Genomic DNA, 25,916 nt, shown 5'->3' with positions numbered 1-25,916 from the left:
CGGCATGAGTTTGCTGACATTTGCCAAGACGGCCTTGGGCTCTATGATCAAGCAGCCGGTAACGGTGTGCTATCCGCAGGAGAAGCTCGCGGCACCCGAGCGCCTGCGTGGGCACATCGTCAACGACATGGACGTGTGCATTTGCTGCGGCATGTGCGCGCGCCGTTGCCCGGCGGGCGCGCTTGCGGTCGATCGCAAAGGCGGAACGTGGTCGATCGACCCGTACGCCTGCGTGGTGTGCGGCGAGTGCATCGAGAGCTGCCCCAAGCACTGCCTGACTATGGACACCGCCCGTACTCCGGTTGCGGCGGACAAGATTCTCACGGTAGAAACCAAGCCGGAATAGAGCTGGAATAGGGGCCGGCGGGGCAAAAATGCCCCGCCGGCCCCGCGCTTGAACGCGCGGTTATGCCGCCGCGAACAAAACTATGCCGGATTACGGGGCTGAGTCACGAGTCCTCAACCATGGCGATATTCGTGAAAATGAAACCGCAGGTAGACGAGCCGTCATTTTGCAGAAAACGCGGGTATGGATGGGGGTCCTGAGTTTAGCCCCGTAAACCGGCATAGTTTTGAAATGGCATTAAATCGGTGACAGCCATTTTGCTATGCCGGGGCGGTTGGCCGTTGGGTAATTACCCTCGCAGGTAGGCGATGGCGATCTGCGTGCGGTTGCGCAGGCCCATTTTGGCAAGGATCGAGCTGATGTGGTTGCGCACGGTGCCTTCGCCCATGTATGCCGTGGCGGCAATCTCCTTGTTGTCGAGACCGCGGGCGATGAGCTCTGCGACTTCGAACTCGCGGTCGGTCAGGCCGGCAAAGGCCGCGGGCCGGCGGGGCGTGCCCGCCGCGATGCCCGCCCCATCAAAATCGATATCCTCGATCGCCTTGCCCTCGAGCACGCGTTTGCCGTCCATGACCTGCGCCAACGCCGGAGGAATGGCGGCGATATCGGTTTTAATCAGGTAGCCGCGGGCGCCCAGCTTGAGCGCTGACACGATGTACTCGTCATCCGAGAATGTCGTCAGAAACACCACGCGTGCCGCGGGGTCGTGCTCAAGGATTTCGCGCGCCGCCGAAAGGCCGTCGCGCCCTGGCATTTGAATGTCGAGCAGCGCGACGTCGGGTGCGTGCTCGGCGCAGAGCGCCACCGCGTCGTCGCCGTCGGCACCGGTGCCCACCACCTCTATCTGCGGCTGAGCGCCCAGGATAATCTTGAGCGAATCGACCACTAGGCGGTCGTCGTCGACAACTATGAGCCTCATCGGCCCTCATCTCCTTGCTGTTTGGGGATGGTGGCAAACACGCGCCAGCCGGGGGCGCCGGCGCGCAGGCCGGCGGTGAAGGTTCCGCCAAGCGCCTCGACGCGCTCGCGCATGGAGACGAGCCCCATACCCCCTGTGGCGCTGTGGGCGCCTGTCCGAACCCCGCCCGTTCCATCGTCGGTAACGACGAGCTGGTAAAACGACGGATGCTCCATGCACCGCACGGTAATGGTTTTGGCATGGGCGTGGCGCATGGCGTTGGAAAGCGCCTCGCGCAGTACCGCCGCAAAGCAGTTGGCGACGTTGGCGGGTGCATGCTCGGCCAAAACCTCAAGCTCAATCTGCGGACCGCTGTCCGAGCGTGCGCCTTCAACGATGCGCTCGAGCTGCACGGAGAGGTTGGTCGCATTGTCGTTGAGCGCGTGGACGCTGGCGCGCACGAGCTGAAGCGCCTCGTCAACGGTGTATTTGACGTCGGCGAAATCGGCGGCGACGCTGGGCTCGTTGGCGTGGACCACGCGCAGAGCTTCGGTTTGAAGCGAAGCGCGCGTGAGCTGGTGGCCCACGTTATCGTGGATCTCGCGCGCGATGCGGGCGCGTTCGGCGAGCGTCGCGAGCTCGACTTCGTAGTCCTGGCGGTCGGCGAGGTCGCGGTTGCGTGCCTCGAGTGCCAGGGCGCGTTCTTGCAGCTTGTCGCGGGTGCGACGCATGCGTTCCTGTTCGCGCTCCAGCTGCGCGGTGCGCAGCGACAGCAACGTGGCAGCGACCGAAAGGATGGCGGTTAGCAGCAGCGTTCGGGTGGTGAGCGCGCCGCCGCGAAGGTCCGCGACAAGCGCGCAGACAAACACGGCGCTAATCGCCGGCGCGGGCCAGATGCGTTCACGGCGCACGCGTCGCGCGATGTCATAGAAGGCAAGGGGTGCGAACGGCATAAATGGCGGCACGAAGACGGCAGCGATGATGTAGGCGTAGCTCGCGGCCTCGCTCGCGCGATGGGCGTGTTCTTCTCGTGCGACTTCCGACGCCGAGGTGGCTATAACGCCAAGGCAAAACGCCGCGACCAAGCGAGCATCCACAGCAAGGCCCAGAGCGGCCGCAATACAGCACGCCAGCACGATCGATTTGTCGAATAGCCTATTCATACGGGTATTGTACGCGATGCCGCGCACGGGGAAGGCGCCGCCCGGGGCAACCGTGACATTCCTCCCGCGCGGCAAAGCGGCGTCGATCGCTTGCGCGAGCGGGGATTTCGCCTCCGCCCCCTCGCACTCGTGACAAAGCTCACTGGTGCGCGCCGTCCGCTCCTGCGATGATGCAATCGTACCGGGCCGCAAGCAACAGAAGGGCCGCCTTATGACAGACATCGTCCACGTCGAAAACCTCGTCAAGCGCTATGACGATCTTATTGCGCTCGACCACTTTAACCTGAGTATTGCCCCTGGCGAGATCTTTGGCCTGCTGGGCCCCAACGGCTCGGGCAAGACCACGTCCATCAACTGCATCCTGCAGCTGCTCGCTTACGACAAGGGCACCATCGAGCTGTTCGGCGAGCCCATGACGCCCACGCGTTACGACCTCAAACGCCGCATCGGCGTGGTCCCACAGCAAGTTGCGGTGTTTGACGAGCTTACGGTGCGTGAGAACATCGACTATTTCTGCAGTCTCTACGTTAACGACCGCAAACGTCGCCGCGCGCTGGTGGATGAGGCGATCGACTTTGTCGGTTTGGGCGACTTTACCAAGTTTCGCCCCGGCAAGCTCTCGGGCGGCCTGGCGCGTCGCCTCAACATCGCCTGCGGCATCGCGCACAAGCCCGAGCTGATCTTTTTTGACGAGCCCACGGTGGCGGTCGATCCGCAGAGCCGCAGCGCCATCCTGCAGGGCATCTGCCGTCTGCGCGACGAGGGAGCCACGGTGGTGTATACCAGCCATTACATGGAGGAAGTCGAGCAGATTTGCAGCCGCATCATGATCATGGACGGCGGGCGCGTGCTGGCGCAGGGCACCAACGACGAGCTCAAGCGCATGATTCAGATGGGCGAGCGCGTGACCGTCGAGGTCGGCACCGTCGAGGTCGCCACGGTCGAGCGCCTGCGTGCCCTCGAGCACGTGCTCAGCGTTGAGCTTTCCGGCGGCGAACTCGTCTGCACCTGCGAGGCGAGCCCGCACAATCTGGTCGACATCCTCGACACGCTGCGCGTCGCCGACGTGGCGCTCGGCCGCGTGTGGAGCGAGCCGCCGACCCTCAACGACGTGTTCCTCGAGATCACCGGCCGCGAGCTGCGCGACTAGGGGGCGGCCATGTTCAACACCATCATCACCACGGTCAAGACGCTGCTGCGTCGGCCGAGTACATGGGTCTGGGGCGCGATCTTTCCCATTGCGCTTTCAACGATGTTCATGTTTATGTTTGCGAACCTCAGCTCCGACGGCAAGATCGACCCGGTGCCGGTAGCCGTTGTCGCTGACGAAGCCTGGGGCGCTTCGTCCTTTAAGGACGTGGCGACTTCGCTTGCCAAGGAGGGCGACGATCAGCTGCTCGATGTGAGCGAGTGCGAGGATGTGGACGCCGCGAACCGTGCGCTCAAGTCCGGCGAGGTCGTGGGCATCTACACGGTCGATGCCGCGGGCACGCCCAAGCTCACGCTGCTTTCGAGTTATGACAGCTCGCGCGCCTCGTCGGTGCTCACCGACCGCAGCATCCTTGAGACGGTGGCGAGCTCGTATACGCAAAATGCCGAGCTCATGTCCCAGATTGCCCAGGACAACCCGGCGGCGCTCGCCGACCCCGAGGCGGTTGCGCGCGCCCTGTCGCTCGAGGGCGGCGTCCGCCGCGTAAGCCTGACACGCACCACGCCCGATGGCACAGTCATCTACTATTACGCGCTTTTTGGCCTGGTCGCGATGATGTCTGCCGAGTTTGCCGCCTTGAGCGTCGTTGACCTGCAGCCCAATCTGTCGGGCCTTGGCGCGCGCCGCTGCGTGGGCGGCCTTTCCAAGACGGCGTCGCTGGCCGGCATTTTTGTCGGCTCGTGGCTGGTCTCCTTCGCCTCGATGACGATCGCGATCGGCTACGTGCGCCTGGTCGTGGGCGTCGACTTTGGCGGGCGCGAGGGACTGTGTTTGGTGGGCGGCGCTGCTTCCGCGCTTGCCGCCACGGGCTTGGGGCTCTTTGTGGGCACGCTTCCCGTTAAGGGTGGCAAGGCATCCAAGTCGGGCATCCTCACGGGTTTCGCTACCACGTGCGCCCTGTTCGCCGGGCTTTACGGCGAGCCGGCGATGGCACTTGCCGACGACGTTGCCCGCGCCTGCCCGGCCGAGTGCTGGCTCAACCCTGTCAAGCTCATCTGCGACATGTTCAACCGCTTATATTTCTTTGAGGACCTGGGTCCCTTTGTCATCCGTGCGGGCGCGCTGGTCCTCATGACGCTGGTGTTTGTTGTCGCCGCCACGCTGATTTTTGGAAGGAGCCGCTATGAGCACCTTTAAGACTGCGCTGCGCATGGCGCTCGCGCATCCGTTCTACCTGCTCATCTATACGGTGTTCATATCGCTGATGGGTGTGTTCATCGCGGCATCGGTGAGCTGGAACTCGTCGCAGCTCACCGAATACAAGCCCTACGACGCCAATGTGATTGTGGTCGACCGCGACGACAGCGATCTTTCGCGCGCGCTCACCAAGCACTTGGGCTCGCGCTTTGACCTGGTTACGGGTGTTGGCGACGACACGTACGACCTTGCGGACGCGCTCTCCAAGAGCAACAGCGCCAAGGGCAGCGCCGACTGCGTGTTCTTTATCCCGGAGGGGTTTGAGGACGACCTCGTTGCAGCCGCCCGCGTGGGGGAGTCCCTGCCCAAGCTCGATGTGACCTACGGTGCCGGCACCATGGCGGCGGCGCTTTCGTCTGCCGAGGCCTCGCGCTGGATCTCGCTCGCGGGCGCTGCGGCGGCACTTGAGCCCGCTGCTTCTAACGGCGACGTTGCCAAGGCGGCCGAGCACGCGGCCGCAAAGCGCGCGGAGGTCCAGATCGAGCAGGTCAAGGTCGACTCGACTGCCGCCGCCACGCTCGAGTCGTACTTCAACTTTGGCGCGTACGCGATCATCTCGTCGGTCATCGTGTCGGTGGGATTGGTGCTCTCGGGCATGAACGAGCCCGAACGCGTGCGCCGCATGGATGCCGGCCCGGTCTCCGAGCGCCAGCGTTCGCTCGCCGTGTTCGCGGCCGCCGCCGTGCTCACCGTCTGCATTTGGTTTGTGTCGAGCATGATGGGCGTCGTGGGCTTTGCCGGAGCGGTTGCCGAGGTTGGCGTGGATCGCGTGTGCCTAGCGCTGGCTGCAACGTTTGCCCTGGCGTGCACGCCGCTGGCCGTTGGCTTTACGCTGTCGAGCTTGGGCGCGCGCGAGGAGCTGCTCAACGGCGTGGGCAACTTACTCGGCATGCTCATGACGTTTTTGGGCGGCGCCTGGATGCCGCTGTCGCTCATGGGCTCGGCCGTGCAGACCGCGGCGCATTTTGTGCCGACGTATTGGGTGAACGACGCGATCGGCAAGGCACTTGCCTCGGACCTGACGCCTGCCGTGCTGGGCGACATTGCCTGCGACCTGGGCGTCACGGCGCTCTTTGCCGCCGCCATCGCCGCCGCAGGCCTAGCCCTCGCGCACAACAAATCCCGCGCCTAACCGCCTAGCCATTGGGGACGTTCTTAAACGACTAGCCATGGGGGACAGTCTTTGCCGATTGGCCGGCTTGCCGGCCGGGCTGGCAAGGATTGTCCCCAGCTGTCGGCAGGAAAGGAGCGTCCCCAACTGCCGGGTGGCGAAAGGGTGCCCCCAGCGACTAGTCGTTTAAGAACACCCAACGGCTAGGCGCCGCGCTTGACTTCAACCCCGCTTTAACGGGTACCATCCTCTATGTCTGTAACGCCATATAGACCGAGGGGATATATCTATGACCGCAACTGTACCCGCAGCACCCGCTAAGGTGTACTTTACCAACCTGCGCACGCATGCTCGCGAGAGCCAGCTCGACAAGCTCAAGCGCCTCATCCGTCACGCCGGTATTGAGCAGATCGACTTTGAGAACAAGTTCGTCGCCATCAAGATTCACTTTGGCGAGCTGGGCAACCTGAGCTTTTTGCGCCCCAACTACGCCCGCGCCGTCGCGGATGTCGTGAAGGAACTGGGTGGCAAGCCCTTCCTCACCGACTGCAATACGCTCTATGTGGGTAGCCGCAAAAACGCGCTCGAGCACATCGATACCGCCTATCAGAACGGCTTTACCCCGTATGCCACGGGCTGCCAGATCATCATCGCCGACGGCCTCAAGGGCACCGACGAGGCGCTCGTCCCGGTCGAGGGTGGCGAGTACGTGCGCGAGGCCAAGATCGGTCAGGCACTCATGGATGCCGATATCGTGATTAGCCTCACGCACTTTAAGGGCCATGAGCAGGCCGGCTTTGGCGGCGCCATGAAGAATCTGGGCATGGGAGGCGGCAGCCGTGCCGGCAAGATGGAGCAGCATGCCGCCGGCAAACCGAACGTCGCGACCGAGCACTGCATTGGCTGCCGTGCCTGCGAAAAGATCTGCGCGCACAACGCTATCTCGTTCGACGATACCCGCGAGCGCGAGCTTGCCAGCGGCGCTACTCGCACGGTGCACGTGGCCGCCATCGACCACGATCGCTGCGTGGGCTGCGGACGCTGCATTGCGGCATGCAACCAGGACTGCATCAAGCCCGGCTATGACGCTGCGGCCGACGTGCTCAACTACAAGATCGCCGAGTACACGAAGGCTGTCGTCGACGGCCGCCCGAGCTTCCATATCTCGCTTGCTATGGACATCAGCCCCAACTGCGATTGCCATCCCGAAAACGATACGCCGATCGTCAACGACATCGGCATGTTCGCGAGCTTCGACCCGGTCGCCATCGATCAGGCCTGCGCCGACGCCGTCATGGCGTCCGAGCCGCTGCCCAACACCGAGCTCACCGATAGCGCGGCCAAGATGGAGCACAACCACGAGCATCTGGAGGGCGAGCAGGCCAAGGACCCCTTCTGCATCACGCATCCCGACACCGACTGGCGCTCCTGCATCGCACACGCCGAGAAGATCGGCCTGGGCACGAGCAAGTACGAGCTCATCGAGGTCAAGTAGCGCCTGTATATTGGACATATCAAGCGCCTTTGTAGCGTAACGTAAGAAAAAACCGCCCGCGAGCGCAGTGCTCGCGGGCGGTTTTTCGAAAGTGCGGGGAAAAATCGAATATCGCCGACCACAAACCGTTTTTTGGCAACAACACCCCTGATAAATTCCTGGTAAAACGGCGGTCTGGTCGGGGCTTCCGACATTTTCCCCGCACTTCCGAAAATAGGGGGTCAAATAAAGCAAAATATGCGTAAATTCACCTAGAAATTCTTGTCGAGGAAGCCGTTGACCGTGTTCCAGTAGAGTTCGGGGTCGACCTGCGCGCTCTTGGCGTGCGTGGCGCCATGGACGGTGAGCTTTTGCTTGACCTTGCTAGCGCACGCGTCGTAGTTTTGCTTGAGCATGCTGTACGGCACAAAGGTGTCTTGGTCGCCATGGATAAAGAGCATGGGGACCGTCGCGTGTTTAAGCTGCTCCACGCTGCTTGCCTTATGGAAGTCATAGCCTGTGCGAACGTTGCACACCAGGTTCGCCACATCGAGCAAGGGAAAGCTGGGCAGGGCAAACACGTCCTTGAGCTGCAGGGAAAACTCGTCCCAGACGCTCGTGTAGCCGCAGTCCTCGATGATGCACCTAACATTAGGGGGCAACGATTCCCCTGCGACATTCATGGCCGTCGCCGCGCCCATCGACTCGCCAAAGACCAGGATGCGTGCCTCGGGGTCGGCCTGAACGATTCGCCCGATCCATGCGACGACATCGAGCCGCTCGGGCCAGCCCATGCCGATATAGTCGCCGCCGGAGCGCTCGTGGGCGCGGGCGGCGGGTGCGAGTACGTTCATGCCGCGGTCGTGGAAGCGCTTGACGTATCGTGTCATACCGATGGGCTCGTCGGTGTATCCGTGCAGGCAGATAGCGTAATCGTGCGTGCTCTCCGGGCCGGCAAAATACCAAGCGGCAAGCTCGGTCCCGTCATCTGCGGTGAGGCTGCTGCTCTCGCGATGCTCTTTGAACCACGCCCGCGCCTCGACATCCTCGGCATCCATCTGCTCGTCTTTCTTAGCGTCCTTGCCGTCCTGCATCATCTTCATGGTGTACGGCGCTTGGGGGTTCAGGGCAAAGTCAAACAAAAAGTTGCCGGCAAATCCGAGCAACGTGACAACGAGCACCAGCGCAACAACGCCGGCTATCTTGAGCTTTCGATGGGGGTGTGCGCTTTGAGCCATAAGGTCTTCTCCTCTAAGATGTTAATACGTCAACAATTAAACGAAGCGCATTATGAATGTTCGCCGTTGATGCGTCAACAAGCAAAGAATGGGTAAACAAAAGGTCGCGTATGGTGCAAATTTCGCACGTACCAAGACGCTTTGATATAGTGTTGAGAACTCTATTATGTTGGAGGATGTAACCGGCATGTCCGATTCGAGCGACAGTTTCAAGCCGCGGCCCAAGACCGCGGCCGTTCCACAGTACACGGTGGGCGAGGAGATCATGAACTCCGTCACCCATGGTGTCGGCTGCCTGCTGGGCATCGCAGGCCTGGTGCTCCTGATCGTATTCGCTGCCCTGCGTGGCGGCGGCCCGGCCCACATGGCTGCGGCGATTGTCTACGGCGTCAGCATCATCCTCGAATACCTGGCCTCCACGCTCTACCACGCGATTCAGCCCGCGCGCGCCAAGCGCGTGTTCCGTATCATCGACCACAGCTGTATCTACGTGCTCATCGCGGGCAGCTACACCCCGTTTTGCCTCATCACGCTCGCAAACGACGGCGGCCCCGCGCTGTTCTTTGCCGTGTGGGCCATCGCCATTATCGGCATCGCCCTCGAGTGCTTTATGCGCGAGCGTCAACCGCACTGGGCATGCGGCCTGGTCTACCTGCTGATGGGCTGGCTCGTCGTCTTTAAGTTGCCCGAGCTTGTGGCGCTGCTGAATCCCGTGGCGCTTGCCCTGCTCGCCGTCGGCGGCGTGTGCTACACCGTGGGCGTGCCGTTCTATATCGCCAAAAACGTGCGCTATCTGCACAGCGTGTTTCACCTGTGGGTGCTCGCCGGCAGCATCTTCCAGTTCATGGCGGTGATTCTCTTCGTAATCTAGCGATCGCGTCTGTGCCCGCGGACCCATCCAGGCGGCCACCGGGCGCAACTGCCCTATCCGTCACCAACGTTTTAACCTGACGTCCCGAATCTTGGAGGTTCGAGAAACTCCCGATGGACATAACCATCTCCCTTATCACCACCCTCGTTTTAACCCTCATCAACGGCTACTTCTCCATGTCGGAGATGGCGCTCACCACGGCCAAGCGCGCCGTGCTGGAGCACGAGGCCGAGGAAGGCGACAGGCGCGCCGAGCGTGCCATTAAGCTGGCTGCCGACTCCGACCAGCTGCTCGCCACCATCCAGGTCGCCATCACGCTCGTGGGATTCGCCTCGTCCGCCGTCGCCTCGACGAGTCTGTCCGACCCGCTCGCCACGTGGCTCATGAGTTTTGGCATCGCGCCGCTCTCCGCCATCGCGCGCGGCCTGGCGCCGGTCATCATCACCGTCGCGGTCGCCTTCGTGTCCATCGTGATTGGCGAGCTTGTGCCCAAGCGCATCGGCCTGGCCAATGCCGAGGGCGTGTCCAAGCAGGTCGTGGGGCCGTTGTCGTTTTTCCAAAAGATCGCCCGTCCGCTCGTGTGGCTGACTGGCGCTTGTTCCGATGGCCTAGCCCGCATCCTGCGCATCAAGAGTGCCGACGACCGTCAGAACGTCTCGGAAGAAGAGATCAAGTACATGGTCTCGGAGCAGGATGACCTGCTCGACGAGGAAAAGCGTATGATCCACGAGATCTTTGACTTGGGCGACACCGTTGCCCGCGAGGTCATGGTGCCGCGCGTGGACACCACCATGTGCGAGGACGACGAGACGGTCGCCGACGTGCTGTCCACCATGCGCCAGACCGGCTTTAGCCGCATCCCCGTCTATCACGAGGACCCCGACAGCGTGGCGGGCATCGCGCATATCAAGGACCTGATTCAGCCCGCGCTCGACGGCAAGGGCGACCAGCCCATCGCCGGCTTTTTGCGCGACGCCACCTTTGTGCCCGACACCAAGGACATCCTGCCGCTGCTGTCCGAGATGCAGACCTCGCACGACCAGATCGTAGTGGTCGTGGACGAGTACGGTGGTACGGCCGGCATTATCACCATCGAGGACATCGTCGAGGAGATCGTGGGCGAGATCGAAGACGAGTTCGACCCCGACAACAAGTACCTCACGCGCCTTTCGCGCCGCGAGTGGCTTGTCGATGGGCGTTTTTCGTGCGATGACGCGATTGAGCTTGGTTGGCCGCTCGAGGAAAGCGATGATTATGAGACCATCGCCGGCTGGATTTTGGAGCTTTGCGACTCGGTGCCCGACATCGGAGAGGTGTTTGAGGTCGCGGGGTACAAGTTTAAGGTGCAGTCGATGCGTGGCCAGCGCATCTCGCTCATTCGCGTGATCGCTCCGGCCGAAACCGATAAGAAGGATTCCGAGTCTTCGGTAGACGAGCCGACGACGTCGGGTGCGGGTTCTGCGAATCCGCACGACGGCGACGAGTAGGACAAGGAAGAGTAGGGGAGAGTTATGGCAGGCCTGTTCAACATCCTTAAGGTCACCGTCAGCGAGGACAAGATCTGCGCGCATGTGCTGGTGAACCCCGGCATGCCGCTGATGACCTCGGAGGATATCGAGGCCACGGCGCGCGTGTACTACCTGGTGCCGGCGATTGCCAAGCACCTGTGCCTGGGCGATTCCGGCCGCGAGTTCCAGGATTGCATGGGTCAGACCGAGCTTTGCCACCTGCTGGAGCACGTGACGGTCGAGCTCATGAACGAGACCGGTCTTGCCGGCAGCATCTCGTGCGGTCGCACGCGCGTAAGCGAGCACGACGAGCGCGTCTTTGAGGTTGAGCTTTCGTGTCCCGACGACGCGCTGGCCATTGGCGCGCTGTCTTCGGCCACCTTTATGATGGATTGGGCCTATCTGCACGCCGACCAGCCGGCTCCCGATGTGGACGGTACGGTCGCGGGCCTGCGCAACCTGGTGCTGGGCATGCGCGCCGAGGCCGAGGGCAAGGATCCTCACGAGGCCGTCGCCGCTGCGAACGGCGAAGATGCTGCCGAGGACGAGGGCGCTGACGAGGGCGATGTGCCGGTCGACGCCGAGCCTGTTGCCGATGCGACCGCCGAGCCCGTTCCCACCGAGCCCCAAGGCGTCCCCAACTTTGACGACGAGCCCCAGGTGGCGATTGATACCGAGGGCGCGGTTGCCGAAAACCACGAGGCTTCCGCTGCCGTCTTTGGCGGTGCGGCGACGGTTCCGGCGGGACCTGCGCATGAGGGCGGCCTGCCGCTCGTGGACGGCGCCGGCGAGGACCCGGGTGCCACAGTGGCCATGCCGGCTATGCCTCAGGAGTAGGCCTACGCGTTTATTACCATCACGGACCTGCGCCTTTGCCGTACGCAGATGAGCGGAGCGGCAAGTGATGCGCTGCGGGTATAATGGACAGCATTCAAACGGTGGGCACCGACGTGCCCGCAGGAGAGGAATGATCATGGGTAAGACTTTCAGCTTTGTCTCCGGCGCACTTTTTGGTGCCGCTGCCGGCGCTATTATCGGCGTTGCTCTGGCCCCGCGCTCGGGCGCCGAGACCCGCGCCATGGCTGCCGATATCGCCAACGACGCCTGGGACAATATGCGCGACACCTACGAGCACGGCGCCGAGGAGGCCCGTGCTGCGGTCAACGATTTTGGCCCGATGGTCGACGCCAAGACCGACGACCTGCGCGCCAAGGTCGACCTGGCCCGCGAGCGCATGGACCAGCTGCGCGAGCAGCTCAACGACGCCATTTCGGGCGGCAACGTGACGCCTGCCGCCGACGTCGTGGTCGAGAACGCCGTCGAGGCTGATACCGAGGCTGCGGAGCCCTCGACCGAGGCATAATGCGCGCCGGGGATTTTGTCGGCGCCAAGATCTATCGCAAGCCTACCGAGGACAAGCGCATCAAAAAGGACGGCACGCCGCGCAGCCCTAAAAAGCTCGGAAAGATTCACTTTCCGGTTTTTACCCCGGGCGGTACGCGCGTGGTCGGCTTTATGGTCCGCCAGTCCGATATCGCGGGCATGATCGAGCGTCCCGATCGATTCGTAGCGCTCGACGCCATTGGTGTCTACGAGGGCGCCATTGCGGTCGATGACGTCAAGGACACGTACGATGCCGCCGCCGCCAAGCGCCTCGACATCAACCTGGACGATTGCATCATCTGGGTCGGTATGGACGTGCGCACGGAATCGGGCGACGTCGTGGGCTATTGCTCGGACGTTGAGTTCAAGCCACGCTCGGGCATCGTGCAAGCATTCTATGTGACCGCCGGTGCTGCTTCGAGTGTTTTGGTTGGTGACACGCAGGTGCCGCCGACGATGCTGCGCGGCTACGAGAACGGCGCGATGGTCGTCTCGGACGAGGTCAAGTCGCTCGGGTATTCGGGCGGTGCGGCTGCCAAGGCCGCTGAGGCCAGCGTCGTGGTGGGTGACAAGGTCAAGAAGGGCGCCAAGGTGCTCGATGACAAGGGATCGGTCGCCGTGGACAAGGGCAGCCGCGCGCTGGGCAAGCAGCTCGGCAAGACGCGCGGTATGTTCAAGGCGTTTAAGGACGAATATCAAAAGGCGAGCGGGGGCTCGTCAAAAGCTAGCAAATAGCGACGTACCAAATGATGGGAGGCGAGCCGGAGACCTGTTGCTCCGGCTCGCTGTGTTTATGGGGGAGGGCACATGCGCCAAAACGGATCTAACTTAAACGGGCGCTCGGGTGCGCGTCCGACGGCACGCCGCGACCTGGGGCAGCTGCCCAGCGGTCAGCGTCGACGTCGCCGTAAGCCCGGCGCGATGTACCTCAACCATAGCCGTGGGTTTAGCGATCGCAGCGCGCGCATCGGCAACGGGCGCTCACCGCGCCGACCGTCCCGCCTGCCCTATGCGCTCATCGCCGTGGGTTGCGCGCTCGTACTGTTTATCGCTGCCGTCGTGGGCTACGTAAACCGCAGCGTGGACGTGGAACTCAACGGGCAAAAGACCGCGGTGCGCGTGGGCTCTACGTTGCAGAATCTTATCGACGACCAGGAGTTGGCTGACACCTACGACGCAGGCGACCTGTTGGCCGTCGATGACAGCGTGCTCAAGCGCCATGGGGGCGAAAAGCTGTCGGTGAAGGTCGACGGCAAGCGCGTGAAGCAGGGCAAATGGGATAGCCGCGAACTTGAGGGCGGCGAGAAGGTGACGGTCAAGGACGGCCGCAACGCGTATGAAAAGCACGAGGTCCAGGCCACGACTATCGAGCCAAAGCTCAAGGTCGAAGGCGCGGGTGCCATTGAGTATGTCAAAACCTGGGGCGTTCAGGGCCGCTCCGAGGTATGGGTTGGCGAGCAGTCGGGCAAGACGCAGGACCGTGGCGAGGTCGTGCCCGCCACCGACTGCGTAGTCGAGTGCGCAAGCGTGGCGCCCAAGGGCAACGAAAAGTACGTGGCCCTGACATTTGACGAGGGTCCGAGCGGCGCGACCAAGCAGATCGTGCAGGTGCTCAAGGAAAAGGGCGTCACGGCGACGTTCTTCCTTTCGGGCGATGCGGCCGAGGCCTCGCCTGCCACGGCCAAGGCGATTGTCGATGCCGGGTGCGAGGTCGGCTCCAACAGCTACAGCGATGATTCGCTCAAGGGCGAGGATCGCGAGACAGTACGCGAACAGATCACGAAAGGTGCCGATGCGATTAAGTCGGCGACCGGCGTGAAGACGATGATGCTGCGTGCCCCCTACGCCGCGTTTGACGAGCAAAACTGGATCGACTCGATGGACCTGGTCTCCGCCGTGGTCTCGTGGAATATCGATTCGGGTGACTGGCTGCTCAAAGGTGCCGACGAGCAAGTCTCGACGGTGCTCGATTCGGTGACGCCAGGCAATATCGTGCTGCTCACCGATAGAGACGAATGCGCCGAGCAGACGCTCGAGGCGCTGCCGCAGATTATCGACGGGCTTATTGCCGACGGCTACAAGATCGTGACGCTCAGCGATCTGGTCAAGACGGACACAGCGCTGAGCAAAAAGCTCACCTCGCTCACCAAGGTTTCCATGCCCAAAAACGCTGTGTTCCCCCAACTTGCCGAGGACGACGACACCACAGAGTAGTCATTGGGGACTGTCCCCAAAGGCCGGCACTTGGGGACGTTCCTTTTCTGCCGGCAGTTTGGGACAGTCCTTTTCTGTCGCTCGCAAAGAGTGTCCCCGACGACTAGTCGTTTAAGAACGTCCAATGGCTATGTCACGGATACGTCAGCGTTTGGTATGCCTGCAATGTGCAGCGCATAAATTCGGTGCCGCAGCGCGATGCTGATGCTATAGTTACTGCGGTTAATAAGGGTCAAGAGAAAGGTTACAGGTGAAATCCAAACCTCGACCATACAGTCGATGACCCCATGCAGGTGCTTTCTGCGCGTGCACGGGGTGTGAGCGCTGAGCGGCGTGCCGCCCGCGCATGCGTATACATATCTAAAAGTCCACGGATTGCGTGCCGGCATGGTCACGCGGTCCGCAGGGATAATGATGGGGAGCACCATTGAATTATCTGAGTGAGATGCTCAAATTGCCGGTCTTGGACGTCGACGGCGAAAAGCTCGGCGTTGTGAACGATTTTGGCATTGCAACCGGCGAAGTTTTTCCGCGCGTGACGTCGCTTGCGTTCCGTGGTCCCGGCAAGACGCCGTTTATGATCAGCTGGCGCAAATGGGTCGACCGTATCGACGAGACGGGCGTGTATCTCAATACGTCTGCCACCAACATTCGCTTTTCGTACCTGCAGCCGACCGAGCTCCTGCTGGCGCGCGACGTGCTCAACAAGCAGATCGTCGATACGCAAGGCATGAAGGTCGTGCGTGTCAACGACATCAAGTTCTCCATGTCGGGCGAAAATCAGCTGCGTCTGCTGGGTGCCGAGGTCGGCGCCCGCGGTCTGCTGCGTGCAATCAGTCCCGCGCTCGAGCACGTCGTCGAGGGCTTTATGAAGCACTTGGGCAAGCCGCTCAGCGAGGACATTATCGCCTGGTCTTACATGGACCTGCTCGACCGCTCGACTAAGAACATCCAGCTCTCGGTGTCGCACAAGACGCTTGGCGAGCTGCATCCTGCCGACATCGCTGACATCATCGAGCAGCTCGACCCGCGCCTTCGCGCGCAGGTGTTTGCGCAGCTCGATACCGCACAGGCTGCCGAGGCCATCTCGGAGTTCGATGATGACGAGCTCATGACCGAGATGCTCGAGGGCCTGTCCGATACCGACGCATCGTCGATGCTGGCCATGATGGACCCGGACGACGCTGCCGACCTGATTGACGAGCTCGATTATGAGAAGGCCGAGAAGCTCCTGCGCCTGATGGGCGTCAAGGAGGAGAAGGCGATTCGTAATCTGTTGGGCTACGAGGACAACACCGCCGGCCGCATCATGACCTCGGAGTTTGTCTCGCTGCCCGCCACGGCGACGGTCGGCGATGCCATCGAGGCAATTCGCAAACTCGACGAGGATTTTGAGAGTGTCTATTACGTCTATACCGAGGATCCGAGCGGCATGCTGACGGGCGTGCTTTCGCTGCGCACGCTGATCGTGGCCGACCGCGACGCCACGCTAGGCCAGCTTGCCTATCGCGATCTGGTCTATGTGTCGCCCGACGAGGACCAGGAAGACGTGACGGATGAGATGACCAAGTATGACCTGGTAGCTATCCCCGTCTGTGACGAGAACCGTCACATCCTGGGTATCGTGACCTTCGACGACGCCATGGACGTTATTGCCGAGGAGCACCAGGAGGACCTGCAGATCGCCGGTGTCGGTTCGGGCGATAGCGCATCGGACGACTCGACGAACGTGCTCAGCTGGTTTGTGCATCGCCAGTACTGGGTCGTCGTGTGGGGCATTGCCTCCTGCATCATGGCGACGGTGCTGGGGACGGCGCTGGGCTCCGCGTATCTGGTGGTGTTCCCCATGTGCGCCATGCCGCTCGTGCTGCTGGCTGCCTCGCGCATGGTGTCGTTCGTCAAGAACTACTTTCTGGAGTACGACGGCCATGACGATGAGCCCAAGCCGTATCTGGGGTTCTTCTTCCAGAGCACGGGTATGGGCCTGATCCTTTCGCTTGTTACTTACCTGTGTGCGCAGCTGGTGCGCACCGCCGCGTTCCCCGATGCCCCTATGTTTGAGGAGCAGCTCTTTACCGGCTGCTTTAACATTGCTGCCATCATCTGCCTGGTGGGCAACATGAGCGCCGTGATTTATCTGATGGTGCTGTTTTGGCGCGATGAGCACGACCTCAACACGTCGGGTACCGCTATGAACGTCATCGCCGTCATGATCTCGTGTGTGGCGTACTGCATCGCCGCGGTGCTGCTCACCATGTCAGTCATGGGTTAGGTGGTCTCGTGGAAAACACGAAACAAAAGGCGAGCGCCAAGCAAAAGCTGACCATCGCCGCCATCTTTGGCGCTATGGGCCCCGGTCTGCTGGCGGCGCTTTCGGGTAACGACGCCGGCGGTATCGCCACGTATTCCAGCGCGGGCGCCAGCTATGGCTATAAGATGCTCTGGATGCTTCCCGTCATGACCGTGCTGCTTATCGTGACGCAGGAGACCGCGGCGCGCTGCGGCTGCGTCACGGGCAAGGGCCTGGCGTCGCTCATTCGCGAGCGCTTTGGCGTGCGCAAGAGTGTACTTGCTATGGCGGCGCTGTTGATCGCCAACACAGCTGTGACCATTTCGGAGTTTGCGGGTATCGCCAGCGGCCTTGCCCTCTTTGGCGTGCCGGCGAGCATCTCGGTGCCGTTGGTGGCGCTGCTGGTGTGGATGCTTACCATGTCGGGTAGCTTCCAGCGCATCGAGAAGATTCTGCTGCTGGTAAGCTGCGTCTTCGTGACCTATATTGTCGCCGCGTTTATGGCCGGTCCCAACTGGGGTGAGGTCGCGGTCGACTTGGTCGTCCCCAATATTCAGAACGATCCCAGCTACGTGTCGCTCGTGGTCGCAACGATCGGTACCACCATCGCGCCGTGGATGATTTTCTTGGCGCAGAATAACGTGGTCGATAAGAATGCGGGCGAGGACGATATCGTGCTGCAGCGTATTGATACCGTGAGCGGCTCGATCGCTGCTGATATCATTGCGGGCTTCATTATCATCACGACCGGTACGGTGCTGTTCCCGGCGGGTATTCAGATTAGCGATGCCGCCGATGCCGCCCGCGCGCTGGAGCCCATCGCGGGTCAGTGGTCCACGGTGCTGTTTGCCTCGGGCCTGGTCGCAGCGAGCTTTTTGGCTGCCTGCGTGCTGCCGGGCGTTACGTCGAGTGCCATCTGCGAGGCTTTTGGTTGGGAGCGCGGCGCCGATCGCAGCTGGGACGAGGCTCCGGTATATCGCGGCATCATTACGGCCATCATCGGTATCTCTGCCGTACTGGTGCTTATGCCTGGTGTCGATCTGTTCCAGATTATGATGACCTCGCAGGTCATCAACGGCGTGCTGTTGCCCGTGGTTTTGGTGTTTCAGGTGGTTATTGCCGCCGATCGTCACATTATGGGCGCCAACCGCAACGGCCGCGTGTGGAATGTGCTTACGTGGGCGACTATCGGCGTGATCACGGTGCTGACGGTTGTCATGTTTGTCCTGCAGGCGATGGGTTACAGCGCTTAGCGCCTCTTTTGGACTCCAAACAGGCCGCCGCCATGGGTTGCGGCCTGTATTTTGCCTGTTATAGGGGGTTAGTAATATGCGGGTGGACAAAAAATGCCAAATATGAGTACTGTTGCCTGGCCGATAGCATTTACAACTAAGAAAATAATAAACATATCTAAAAATCTGTTCATTAAAAGCGGAGCTCCAAGTCCTAAGCCGGCCATTCTGGTCAACTGGAAGGGTCGCGCGCTACCGCATGGGCGCCATTTTGGGTGGTTTTGCCTGCTATTAAAATTGTAACAGTACTCATATTTGCCTCTTTTTGTCCACGACCTCTTGGAGCCGGCTCGAAAAGAGTGATTTTGGGTTGTTTGCTGCGGGTGTGGGCTTGGAAACAACGCTCGGGGTGGCGAGGCGTCCAGAATTCGGTCGCAAGGAGGGCGTTCCTCGGCTGTGTCAGGAGTGTCCCTAGGTGCCGGCACATAAGGAACGTCCCTAACTGCCGGAGGGGGGAGTTTGCGCTGCAGGTTACTTGTCGGTGCCCAGCTTGTGCGGCTTGAGAGCGAGGGCATTGACGAGTGTGTCGGCGGCGGACTTGACGGCTGCCGGCTGCGGATCGTTGACGTGGTCCTCGGGATGCACGGGCAGGTCCTTCTTGACCGCATCGTGGATCAGGTTGAGGTACTCGGTCACGCCGGTAGTCGACAGGTGCGTGCCGTCGCCATCGAACAGGTCGTTGCGGTTGGCACTGTGCCCGTACCAGTCGATAACGCGTACATTCTTGTAGCGCGTGGCGGCGTTGGCGATGGCCTGGTTCGTGGACCCGACCCACGGCTGCGGGCTACGCGTGTTTACAAACACGACAATACGCTTATCTCCCGCATCGGCCATGATGGCGTCGACCTGGGCGTCCGTTACCAAACCGTTTGTGCCCAGCGCAAAGACCACGATCTTGCCGGCAAGATTCTGCTGGATATAGCCCTCAAATGTCGCGCGGCCCGCATCAAACTGGCGGCCCTTTTCGGCATCGATATGGCTGTGAGGAAACACGCTGTCAAAGGAATCAACGGCGCGCAGCGACACGGAGTCACCGATCATCAACAGGTCGTAGGAGCCATCGGGGAAGCCGTCGTTGTCCTTGTCGGTGTCCTCGGCCGCCTGCTGGTCGGTGGGCGCGGTGTTTTTGGCTTCCTTGTTGAGGACTTCGGCGCCCTCACCGCTCAGCGCGGAGGTCTCCGGCACAAAGATCAGGCCGCCCAGCGCGATGACAAGCACGATCCCGCAAGTGGCGCACACAGGAATATGCGCGCGCACCCAGTTGGCGGGTGTGGTGGTGCCGTCGCGGAACTCGGCGACGGTACGGCCGAAGGCGCCCTTCCTAAACGGCGTTTCGATAAAGCGATAGGAGCACTCGGCTACGGCGACCACCACAAGTACCTGCAAGATGTACTGCCACCAGGGCGTGTCGTTGATGTTGGCGACCGGGTTCATGAGCAACAGCAGCGGATAGTGCCACAGGTAGATGCTGTACGAGCGCTTGCCAACCCACACGAGCGGCTCGGTGGACAGCGCGCGGGCAACCATTCCCTGGGGCTGCACGCAGGCCGCGATGACCATGAGCGTGAGGATGGAACATAGCAGCGTGCCGCCGCGATACTGGAACGCGGTGTAGCCGTTGGTGAGCGCGACCATGGCGGCAAGGCCAACCAGACCCACGACGCCCAACACATCGATGGATGCGGGCGAGGACCAAAAGCGCACGAGGGCGCTCGGCTGTGCCGGGGCGGTCTCGGCTGCTTCGTCGGCCTTCTCGCCAGACTTGCCCTCGGCGTTCTTGCCGTGCTTGGCGGCGCCAGCCAGGCGATTGAGCCCCAAACGATGAGCGAGACGCACCGGCGCCAGGTCGCGATCGGGGATAAAGGCCATCCAGGCACCCAGCAGCAGCGAGAACACGCGGGTGTCGGTGCCGTAGTATACGCGGCTGGGGTCGGCGGCAGGGTTATAGAGCAGCATCATGGCGAGGGCAGATACCGCGGCAAGGCCCAGAACCACGCGGCGCGTGTTGGGCTTGCTCACATGCATGGATACCATGGCAAACAGCAGTGGCGGCCAAATCAGGTAGAACTGTTCCTCGATGGCAAGCGACCAAAAGTGCGTGAGCGGCGAGGGGTCGCCCAGAGCATTGAAGTACGAGACGTTTTGGGCAATCTGCCACCAGTTGTTGAAGAACAGCAGCGACGGCAGGATGTCGGGGCGCATCTTGGTGAGCATCACGTGGTTAAAGATGGTGCACAGCGCGCAGGTCACGAACACTACCGTTACCACGGCGGGGACCAGGCGACGGATACGGCGGATCCAGAAGCTTTTGAGGTCGATGCGGCCGGTCTTAGCGACTTCGTTGAGTAGCAGGCGTGTGATCAGATAGCCCGAAAGCACAAAGAAGATCGTGACGCCGAGCAGACCGCCCTGCGCCCACGTGAGGTTGAGGTGATAGAGCACCACCGCGACGACGGCAAGCGTGCGCAAACCGTCGAGCGCAGGGATATAGCGGGACTTGGGGCGAGCAGGCGTCTGCTCCGCGGCGGGAGTGTTGGCGCGGCCCTCGTTGTTGGCGGAAGCGCGATGGGGGCTCGCGGTGCGTCGCGGCTCGTTGGCACGGCGTTCGCCCTTCACGCGTTCGTGCGGCGCTGGCTCGTTGCCCGTGCGGCGTCGGCCGCGCGAGCCCGATTGCGAGAATTGTTCCATAAAACATCATCCAATGACGAGAATAATCAGCACGTATTCATTGTAGCTGCCTGCTCCTGTGAATGCTTGCTGCTGGCGCAAGCTCAAGCGCGCGTCCACATCAAAGTGAATTAAAGTTATGGAGGTGCGAGAGCACACAATTGACGGCCGACAGCGGGCGCAGAGCCCACGGACGAGGAGGTTTCCATGGCGGATCACAGCATCGTTGCGGTGTTCGGCAGCATGAACATGGACCTTTCGGTGGCGTGCGAGCGCATGCCGCGCGCGGGCGAGACAGTCGGTGGCAGCGGTTTTATCACCAACGCCGGCGGTAAGGGCGCCAACCAGGCCGTCGCCGCCGCGCGCATGGGTGCGCACACGTGCATGATTGGCGCTGTTGGGCGCGATACCTTTGGCGATGTGCTCGTGGCGGGGCTTCAGGATGCCGGCGTGGGCGTTGAGTTTGTGACACGTCTCGATGGCGTGGAGACCGGTACCGCGACTATCATTCGCTGCGAGAGCGACAACCGCATCGTGCTGTCGCCGGGCGCCAACCATGCACTTGCGGGCGAGGACGTTGCCCGCGCACTGAGGCGCCTGGTGGCCGACGAGCTCGACGGCGACGCCAGCGAGATTGCCCCGGCTGCCGGAAGCGTCTTTATCGCCCAGGGCGAATGTGACCTGATGGCAACGGCCGCGGCGCTCTCTTGCGCTCACGAGCTGGGATTCTATACGATCTTTAACCCGGCACCCGCCTGCGACCTGCCGGCAGGAGCGTGGCCTGCGGTCGACCTGGTCTGCCCCAACGAGACCGAGTGCCAGGTGCTGACGGGCATTCTACCCACGGATGATGCGAGTTGCGTCGCCGCGCTCAATGCACTGCTCGACAAGGGCGCCGGGACTGCGGTCATCACGCTAGGCGGTGCCGGCTCAGTTGCACTTGGCGATGACGGTGAGCTGCTGCGCATGCCGGCGCTTTCGAGCGAGGTGGTCGACACCACGGCTGCGGGCGATACGTTTATCGGCGCGCTTGCGGCGGCTCGTCTGGAGGGCCTGCCGCTCTTTGAGTGCATGGCGGCGGGCGCACGCGCCTCGGCGGTGACGGTGTCGCGCCTGGGCGCACAGCAGTCGATTCCCACGCGTGCCGAAGTTGAGCGCGTGTTTGATTTAGACGATTTGGTACAAGACGGAGAAGCGGAGTAGAACTATGGCGATTAAGAAGCTGATCCTTGACCTGGATATGGGTGTGGACGATGCGATGGCGCTCGCCTATGCCATCGCGAGCCCCGAGGTGGAGCTCGTGGGCATTACCACGTGCTTTGGCAACGTGCGCGTCGAGCAGTCGGCGCACAACTGCCTGGCGGTGCTCGACCTGTTGGGTCGTCCCGAGGTGCCGGTGTACCTGGGTGCCGACCGTCCTCTGCAGGCGACCGAGCCCTATACGCCGCCGGCGTCCACCACGCTTATCCACGGCAAGAACGGCATCGGCGGCGCGAGCGTGCCCGCCTCGCCGTACGAGCCGGTGGGGGCGACGTCGGCCGATGGCAACGCTGCGGTCGATTATCTGGTCGATGCCGCGCGTACCTATGGCCCCGACCTGATCTACGTGGCGACCGGCCCGCTCACCAACCTGGCGCTTGCCCTGGAGCGCGATGCGGCGGCGATGATGTCCATCGGCCGCGTGGTTGTGATGGGCGGCGCCCTTACCGTGCCCGGCAACGTGAGCGCGGGCGCCGAGGCCAACATGGCAAGCGACCCCGAGGCCGCCGATGCCGTGCTGCGCTCGGGCCGCAAGCTCACCATGGTGGGGTTGGATGTGACGCACCGTGTGGTGCTGACGCGCCGCGATATCGCCGGCTGGACGGGTTCGGGCACCATGGCGGGCTGCGCGTTTGCAGGCATGGTCGAGCACTACATTGGCTCATACGAGATGAACGCACCCTACCTGGGCGGCTGCGCACTGCACGATCCGCTGGCGGTTGCCGTGGCGATTGATCCCACGCTCGTGGGTGCGCTCGGCTGTAACCTGCGCGTTGACTTGCTGGGCGAGTACCGCGGCCGCACCATCTGCGATGAGCGCCGTGTGGCCGACCCCGACAAGAGCGCGCTCGTGGCGCTCACCGTGGACGCCCCACGTTTCCTCGCGGAGTTTAAGGCGCGCATGGCCCGCGTCCTGGGCTAAACGGTTTCTGTGCCCCGTTCCAGATTAGCTACCGAGTAAATGCGCCCGTTGGGGGAATAGTTGTGCCGCTTCGCTTGACAACAGGCTAAACTAGCTATTAAACATTTACTATTCTGTTTAGATTGAATTTGCGGTCGTTTAGTTGTCGAGTCACAGGGCGGTCAGGCCACGATGCTCGACCGCGACCGTTACTAGGGGGAACAATGGCCAAAGCAAGTGTCCGCGAAATCAGCCGCATCACCGGTTTTTCGCCTGCGACCGTGTCCAACGCGCTCAACCGCAAGCGCAGCGTGAGCGAGGAGACCGCCAAGGTCATCCTGGAGTGCGCGCAGTCGCTCGGCTATCAGCAGTCGACGCAGCTCGAGAGCATCCAGTTTGTGCTCGCGCGCAAGACGGGCGCCATTCTGGACGAGAGCACCTTTCATCCCGCAGTCATCGAGGGCGTGGAGCGCCAGGCGCGTCGCCACGGCATGAGCACGAGCTTTGTCTCGCTCGACTTTAGCGACCTGGACGCCGTGCGCCCGCAGGTCGAGGGCCTGATTGCCGATCCGTCTGCCGCCATCGTGCTGATGGGCACCGAGCTGGGCGAAGAAGACTACGCCCTGTTCGCTAACGCCGCTGCCCACCTGATTGTGCTCGATGGCTGGAGCGACCGCCAGTACTTTGATGCCGTGGTCATTGCCAATACCGATTCGGTGCTGCGCGCCGTGGACTACCTTATCGAGAAAGGCCACAAGCAAATCGGCTATCTGGCGGGCGACCTTCGTATCCGCAACTTTAAGGATCGCGAGCGCGGCTATCGTCAAGCGCTTGAGGATGCGGACCTCGAGGCCAACCCGGCATGGCGTGTCACGCTGGGCACCACACTCGAAGGCGCCTATCGCGACATGGGTGTGTGGCTCGACAACGCCTCGCACGAAGATCTGCCGACGGCTTTCTTTGCCGAGAACGACGTGCTCGCTGTGGGTGCCATGCGCGCGCTCAACGAGCACGGCATTCGCGTGCCCGAGGATGTCTCGATCATCGGCTTTGACGATCTGTCTTTGGGCGCCTTCTCCAACCCGCCGCTCACCACGGTGCATGTTCCCAAGCACGAGGTGGGCGAGATCGCGGTGCGCCGCCTGGTGGGCAACATCCGCAATCCCAAGAGCTATACCTGCAAGACGGCCGTATCGACGTATTTTGTCGAGCGCCAGAGCGTGCGCGAAATCTAGGCGAAGGCAGCATCGCTCGCGGCGCGTCAAAGCGCGCGAGGGCAGTAAGTGCAACACCGTTCAAAAGGGGGTCCTTCGCGACCCTTTTTTGTTCTCCTTGTATGTTCAGTTTGTTTACATACCGTTTAGGCTGATTTCTCTACCGCCTGCGGGTATTTCGCGCTAAACTTCTAAACAGAATAGTAAAACATTTAGTAAACAGAACAAAACGAAACAATCGTCTGTTTACTGAACATGTGACTAGGGGAGGACGTACATGGATAAGATCAAACTCGGCTTTGTGCCCACGCGCCGAAGCATTTTTAGCGCGCCGGACGCGATCAAGTATCGCGGCCTGACGGCTGATCGCCTGCGCGAGATCGGCGTCGACATTGTGGACATCGACGACATCAACGACGAGGGCCTGCTGTTTGACGACAGCCATATCGAGCCTATCGTCAAGAAGTTCCGCGCCGAGGGCATCGACGGCATTATGCTGTGCCACGCCAACTTTGGCACCGAGTACGTTTGCGCTCGCCTTGCCCGCGAGCTCGGTCTACCCGTGCTGCTGTGGGGCCCACGCGACGAGCGCCCCGAGCCCGACGGCACCCGCCTGCGCGATAGCCAGTGCGGCCTGTTCGCCACCGGCAAGGTTCTGCGCCGCTTCCAGGTTCCCTTCACCTACATGACCAACTGCCGCCTGACCGACCCCGAGTTCGAGCGCGGCGTCTGGGACTTCCTGGCCGTGTGCAACGTGGTCAAGACCTTCAAGCACACCCGCATTCTGCAGATGGCCACCCGTCCGTTCGACTTCTGGTCGACCATGTGCAACGAGGGCGAGCTGCTCGAGAAGTTCAACATCCAGCTTTCGCCCATCCCCATGACCGAGCTTGTCCAGGCCGTGCGCGACGCCCAGGCCGACGAGCAGGCCATGGCCGCCATGCTTGCCCACATTCGCGACAGCTTTGAGATCTGCATCCCCGAGGACAAGGTCCCCGCGGTCGCCGGTCTTGCCATCGCCATGAAGCGCCTGGTCGAGAAGTACGGCTGCAACGCCGGTGCCATCCAGTGCTGGAACGCCCTGCAGGACGAGCTGGGCATTATGCCCTGCGCCGCCAACGCCATCCTCAACGAGATGGGCATCCCGGTCGTCTGCGAGACCGACATCCATGGCGCCATCACAGCGCTGATGGTCGAGGCCGCCGACCTGGGCCGTCACCGCGGCATGTTCGCCGACTGGACCGTGCGTCATCCTGACAACGAGAACGGCGAGCTGCTGCAGCACTGCGGCCCTTGGCCCTGCAGCTGCGCGGCCGTCAAGCCCAAGCTCACCTACCCGCTGGCCTTCGATCACCCCGGCGCGCTGACGGCCGAGGCCAAGCACGGCGACCTCACCCTTGCCCGCTTTGACGGCGACAACGGCGAGTACTCGCTGCTGCTGGGCAACGCCCGCGGCATCGACGGCCCGGCCGGCATGGGCACCTACCTGTGGGTCGAGGTCGAGAACCTCAAGCGCCTCGAGGCCAAGATCGTCGAGGGCCCCTACATCCACCACTGCGTGGCCATCCACGCCAACGTGGTGCCGGTGCTCTACGAGGCATGCAAGTACATCGGCATCCAGCCCGACCTGTACGACCCCATCGAAGAAGACGTCAAAGCCTACCTGCGAGGAGAGTAGA

At 62.2% G+C, this 25,916-nt stretch carries 21 protein-coding genes; 17 read left to right on the top strand and 4 right to left on the bottom strand.

Annotated features, from left to right (window positions below):
• Positions 1-4: 4 nt before the first annotated feature.
• On the top strand, positions 5-346 hold the full coding sequence (locus DW123_RS07690; protein WP_117734749.1) for a 4Fe-4S dicluster domain-containing protein: 342 nt from the start codon (positions 5-7) through the stop codon (positions 344-346).
• A 289-nt stretch (positions 347-635) separates the two neighbouring features.
• On the opposite strand, the gene DW123_RS07685 is transcribed toward DW123_RS07690, so the two are convergent.
• Positions 636-1,265 (bottom strand): response regulator transcription factor, encoded by a 630-nt coding sequence (locus tag DW123_RS07685; RefSeq protein ID WP_117734748.1) that lies wholly within the window; start codon positions 1,263-1,265, stop codon positions 636-638.
• Entirely contained in the window at positions 1,262-2,407 is a 1,146-nt protein-coding gene (locus DW123_RS07680; protein WP_158570722.1) for a sensor histidine kinase, read from the bottom strand. The genes DW123_RS07685 and DW123_RS07680 overlap by 4 nt, the downstream gene beginning before the upstream one ends.
• A gap of 211 nt (positions 2,408-2,618) precedes the next feature.
• On the opposite strand from DW123_RS07680, the gene DW123_RS07675 reads away from it, so the two are divergent.
• The 4 genes from DW123_RS07675 to DW123_RS07660 all read left to right on the top strand — a co-directional run bounded on the left by DW123_RS07675 (position 2,619) and on the right by DW123_RS07660 (position 7,420).
• Entirely contained in the window at positions 2,619-3,557 is a 939-nt protein-coding gene (locus DW123_RS07675; RefSeq protein WP_118273275.1) for an ABC transporter ATP-binding protein, read from the top strand.
• Between the two features lie 9 nt (positions 3,558-3,566).
• Positions 3,567-4,754 carry an ABC transporter permease gene (locus DW123_RS07670; RefSeq protein ID WP_118273274.1) on the top strand — a complete coding sequence of 396 codons (1,188 nt, stop codon included), beginning with the start codon at positions 3,567-3,569 and terminating at the stop codon, positions 4,752-4,754.
• Positions 4,741-5,946 (top strand): ABC transporter permease, encoded by a 1,206-nt coding sequence (locus tag DW123_RS07665; RefSeq protein ID WP_117734744.1) that lies wholly within the window; start codon positions 4,741-4,743, stop codon positions 5,944-5,946. The genes DW123_RS07670 and DW123_RS07665 overlap by 14 nt, the downstream gene beginning before the upstream one ends.
• A 268-nt stretch (positions 5,947-6,214) precedes the next feature.
• On the top strand, positions 6,215-7,420 hold the full coding sequence (locus DW123_RS07660; RefSeq protein ID WP_118273273.1) for a DUF362 domain-containing protein: 1,206 nt from the start codon (positions 6,215-6,217) through the stop codon (positions 7,418-7,420).
• 251 nt (positions 7,421-7,671) lie between these two features.
• On the opposite strand, the gene DW123_RS07655 is transcribed toward DW123_RS07660, so the two are convergent.
• Positions 7,672-8,637 carry an alpha/beta hydrolase gene (locus tag DW123_RS07655; RefSeq protein WP_118273272.1) on the bottom strand — a complete coding sequence of 322 codons (966 nt, stop codon included), beginning with the start codon at positions 8,635-8,637 and terminating at the stop codon, positions 7,672-7,674.
• Positions 8,638-8,824: 187 nt separating this feature from the next.
• Here DW123_RS07655 and DW123_RS07650 point away from each other — a divergent pair, with 187 nt between their 5' ends.
• The 8 genes from DW123_RS07650 to DW123_RS07615 all read left to right on the top strand — a co-directional run bounded on the left by DW123_RS07650 (position 8,825) and on the right by DW123_RS07615 (position 18,156).
• Positions 8,825-9,508 (top strand): hemolysin III family protein, encoded by a 684-nt coding sequence (locus tag DW123_RS07650; protein ID WP_199570206.1) that lies wholly within the window; start codon positions 8,825-8,827, stop codon positions 9,506-9,508.
• Positions 9,509-9,621: 113 nt separating this feature from the next.
• Positions 9,622-10,995 (top strand): hemolysin family protein, encoded by a 1,374-nt coding sequence (locus tag DW123_RS07645; protein WP_118273271.1) that lies wholly within the window; start codon positions 9,622-9,624, stop codon positions 10,993-10,995.
• A gap of 24 nt (positions 10,996-11,019) precedes the next feature.
• Positions 11,020-11,853 (top strand): hypothetical protein, encoded by an 834-nt coding sequence (locus tag DW123_RS09770; RefSeq protein ID WP_233502267.1) that lies wholly within the window; start codon positions 11,020-11,022, stop codon positions 11,851-11,853.
• Positions 11,854-11,989: 136 nt separating this feature from the next.
• Positions 11,990-12,379: a YtxH domain-containing protein gene (locus DW123_RS07635; protein ID WP_117742967.1), complete on the top strand. Its 390-nt coding sequence runs from the start codon at positions 11,990-11,992 to the stop codon at positions 12,377-12,379.
• Complete coding sequence (locus DW123_RS07630) at positions 12,379-13,134, top strand: PRC-barrel domain containing protein (protein ID WP_117735636.1); 756 nt, start codon at positions 12,379-12,381, stop codon at positions 13,132-13,134. The genes DW123_RS07635 and DW123_RS07630 overlap by 1 nt, the downstream gene beginning before the upstream one ends.
• A 72-nt stretch (positions 13,135-13,206) precedes the next feature.
• Entirely contained in the window at positions 13,207-14,613 is a 1,407-nt protein-coding gene (locus DW123_RS07625; protein WP_233540153.1) for a polysaccharide deacetylase family protein, read from the top strand.
• 427 nt (positions 14,614-15,040) lie between these two features.
• Entirely contained in the window at positions 15,041-16,885 is a 1,845-nt protein-coding gene (locus DW123_RS07620; protein WP_118273270.1) for a magnesium transporter, read from the top strand.
• A gap of 74 nt (positions 16,886-16,959) precedes the next feature.
• Positions 16,960-18,156 (top strand): Nramp family divalent metal transporter, encoded by a 1,197-nt coding sequence (locus DW123_RS07615; protein WP_055252163.1) that lies wholly within the window; start codon positions 16,960-16,962, stop codon positions 18,154-18,156.
• Positions 18,157-18,666: 510 nt separating this feature from the next.
• Here DW123_RS07615 and DW123_RS07610 read toward each other — a convergent pair.
• Positions 18,667-20,883, bottom strand: coding sequence for an acyltransferase family protein (locus tag DW123_RS07610; protein WP_118273269.1), 2,217 nt, complete (start codon positions 20,881-20,883; stop codon positions 18,667-18,669).
• Between the two features lie 186 nt (positions 20,884-21,069).
• Between DW123_RS07610 and DW123_RS07605 the strand changes: the two genes are divergently transcribed.
• The 4 genes from DW123_RS07605 to DW123_RS07590 all read left to right on the top strand — a co-directional run bounded on the left by DW123_RS07605 (position 21,070) and on the right by DW123_RS07590 (position 25,915).
• On the top strand, positions 21,070-22,065 hold the full coding sequence (locus DW123_RS07605) for a ribokinase (protein WP_118273268.1): 996 nt from the start codon (positions 21,070-21,072) through the stop codon (positions 22,063-22,065).
• Positions 22,066-22,069: 4 nt separating this feature from the next.
• Positions 22,070-23,044: a nucleoside hydrolase gene (locus tag DW123_RS07600; RefSeq protein WP_118273267.1), complete on the top strand. Its 975-nt coding sequence runs from the start codon at positions 22,070-22,072 to the stop codon at positions 23,042-23,044.
• A 203-nt stretch (positions 23,045-23,247) separates the two neighbouring features.
• On the top strand, positions 23,248-24,258 hold the full coding sequence (locus DW123_RS07595) for a LacI family DNA-binding transcriptional regulator (RefSeq protein WP_117735641.1): 1,011 nt from the start codon (positions 23,248-23,250) through the stop codon (positions 24,256-24,258).
• Positions 24,259-24,514: 256 nt separating this feature from the next.
• Positions 24,515-25,915: an L-fucose/L-arabinose isomerase family protein gene (locus DW123_RS07590; RefSeq protein ID WP_117742946.1), complete on the top strand. Its 1,401-nt coding sequence runs from the start codon at positions 24,515-24,517 to the stop codon at positions 25,913-25,915.
• The last annotated feature ends 1 nt before the right edge of the window (position 25,916 follow it).

Origin of the sequence: Collinsella sp. AM10-26 (assembly GCF_003472525.1) — a bacterium.
GTDB lineage: Bacteria > Actinomycetota > Coriobacteriia > Coriobacteriales > Coriobacteriaceae > Collinsella.
This window is presented reverse-complemented; position numbering and strand designations above follow the sequence as displayed.

Excerpts from the sequence above, each read along its gene's own strand:
- DW123_RS07595 (WP_117735641.1), top strand. The coding sequence starts at position 23,248 with ATGGCCAAAGCAAGTGTCCGCGAAATCAGCCGCATCACCGGTTTTTCG.
- DW123_RS07670 (WP_118273274.1), top strand. The coding sequence starts at position 3,567 with ATGTTCAACACCATCATCACCACGGTCAAGACGCTGCTGCGTCGGCCG.
- DW123_RS07635 (WP_117742967.1), top strand. The coding sequence starts at position 11,990 with ATGGGTAAGACTTTCAGCTTTGTCTCCGGCGCACTTTTTGGTGCCGCT.
- DW123_RS07680 (WP_158570722.1), bottom strand. The coding sequence starts at position 2,407 with ATGAATAGGCTATTCGACAAATCGATCGTGCTGGCGTGCTGTATTGCG.
- DW123_RS07625 (WP_233540153.1), top strand. The coding sequence starts at position 13,207 with ATGCGCCAAAACGGATCTAACTTAAACGGGCGCTCGGGTGCGCGTCCG.
- DW123_RS09770 (WP_233502267.1), top strand. The coding sequence starts at position 11,020 with ATGGCAGGCCTGTTCAACATCCTTAAGGTCACCGTCAGCGAGGACAAG.
- DW123_RS07655 (WP_118273272.1), bottom strand. The coding sequence starts at position 8,637 with ATGGCTCAAAGCGCACACCCCCATCGAAAGCTCAAGATAGCCGGCGTT.
- DW123_RS07645 (WP_118273271.1), top strand. The coding sequence starts at position 9,622 with ATGGACATAACCATCTCCCTTATCACCACCCTCGTTTTAACCCTCATC.
- DW123_RS07650 (WP_199570206.1), top strand. The coding sequence starts at position 8,825 with ATGTCCGATTCGAGCGACAGTTTCAAGCCGCGGCCCAAGACCGCGGCC.
- DW123_RS07690 (WP_117734749.1), top strand. The coding sequence starts at position 5 with ATGAGTTTGCTGACATTTGCCAAGACGGCCTTGGGCTCTATGATCAAG.
- DW123_RS07615 (WP_055252163.1), top strand. The coding sequence starts at position 16,960 with ATGGGCCCCGGTCTGCTGGCGGCGCTTTCGGGTAACGACGCCGGCGGT.
- DW123_RS07590 (WP_117742946.1), top strand. The coding sequence starts at position 24,515 with ATGGATAAGATCAAACTCGGCTTTGTGCCCACGCGCCGAAGCATTTTT.
- DW123_RS07605 (WP_118273268.1), top strand. The coding sequence starts at position 21,070 with ATGGCGGATCACAGCATCGTTGCGGTGTTCGGCAGCATGAACATGGAC.
- DW123_RS07685 (WP_117734748.1), bottom strand. The coding sequence starts at position 1,265 with ATGAGGCTCATAGTTGTCGACGACGACCGCCTAGTGGTCGATTCGCTC.
- DW123_RS07600 (WP_118273267.1), top strand. The coding sequence starts at position 22,070 with ATGGCGATTAAGAAGCTGATCCTTGACCTGGATATGGGTGTGGACGAT.
- DW123_RS07660 (WP_118273273.1), top strand. The coding sequence starts at position 6,215 with ATGACCGCAACTGTACCCGCAGCACCCGCTAAGGTGTACTTTACCAAC.
- DW123_RS07665 (WP_117734744.1), top strand. The coding sequence starts at position 4,741 with ATGAGCACCTTTAAGACTGCGCTGCGCATGGCGCTCGCGCATCCGTTC.
- DW123_RS07630 (WP_117735636.1), top strand. The coding sequence starts at position 12,379 with ATGCGCGCCGGGGATTTTGTCGGCGCCAAGATCTATCGCAAGCCTACC.
- DW123_RS07610 (WP_118273269.1), bottom strand. The coding sequence starts at position 20,883 with ATGGAACAATTCTCGCAATCGGGCTCGCGCGGCCGACGCCGCACGGGC.
- DW123_RS07675 (WP_118273275.1), top strand. The coding sequence starts at position 2,619 with ATGACAGACATCGTCCACGTCGAAAACCTCGTCAAGCGCTATGACGAT.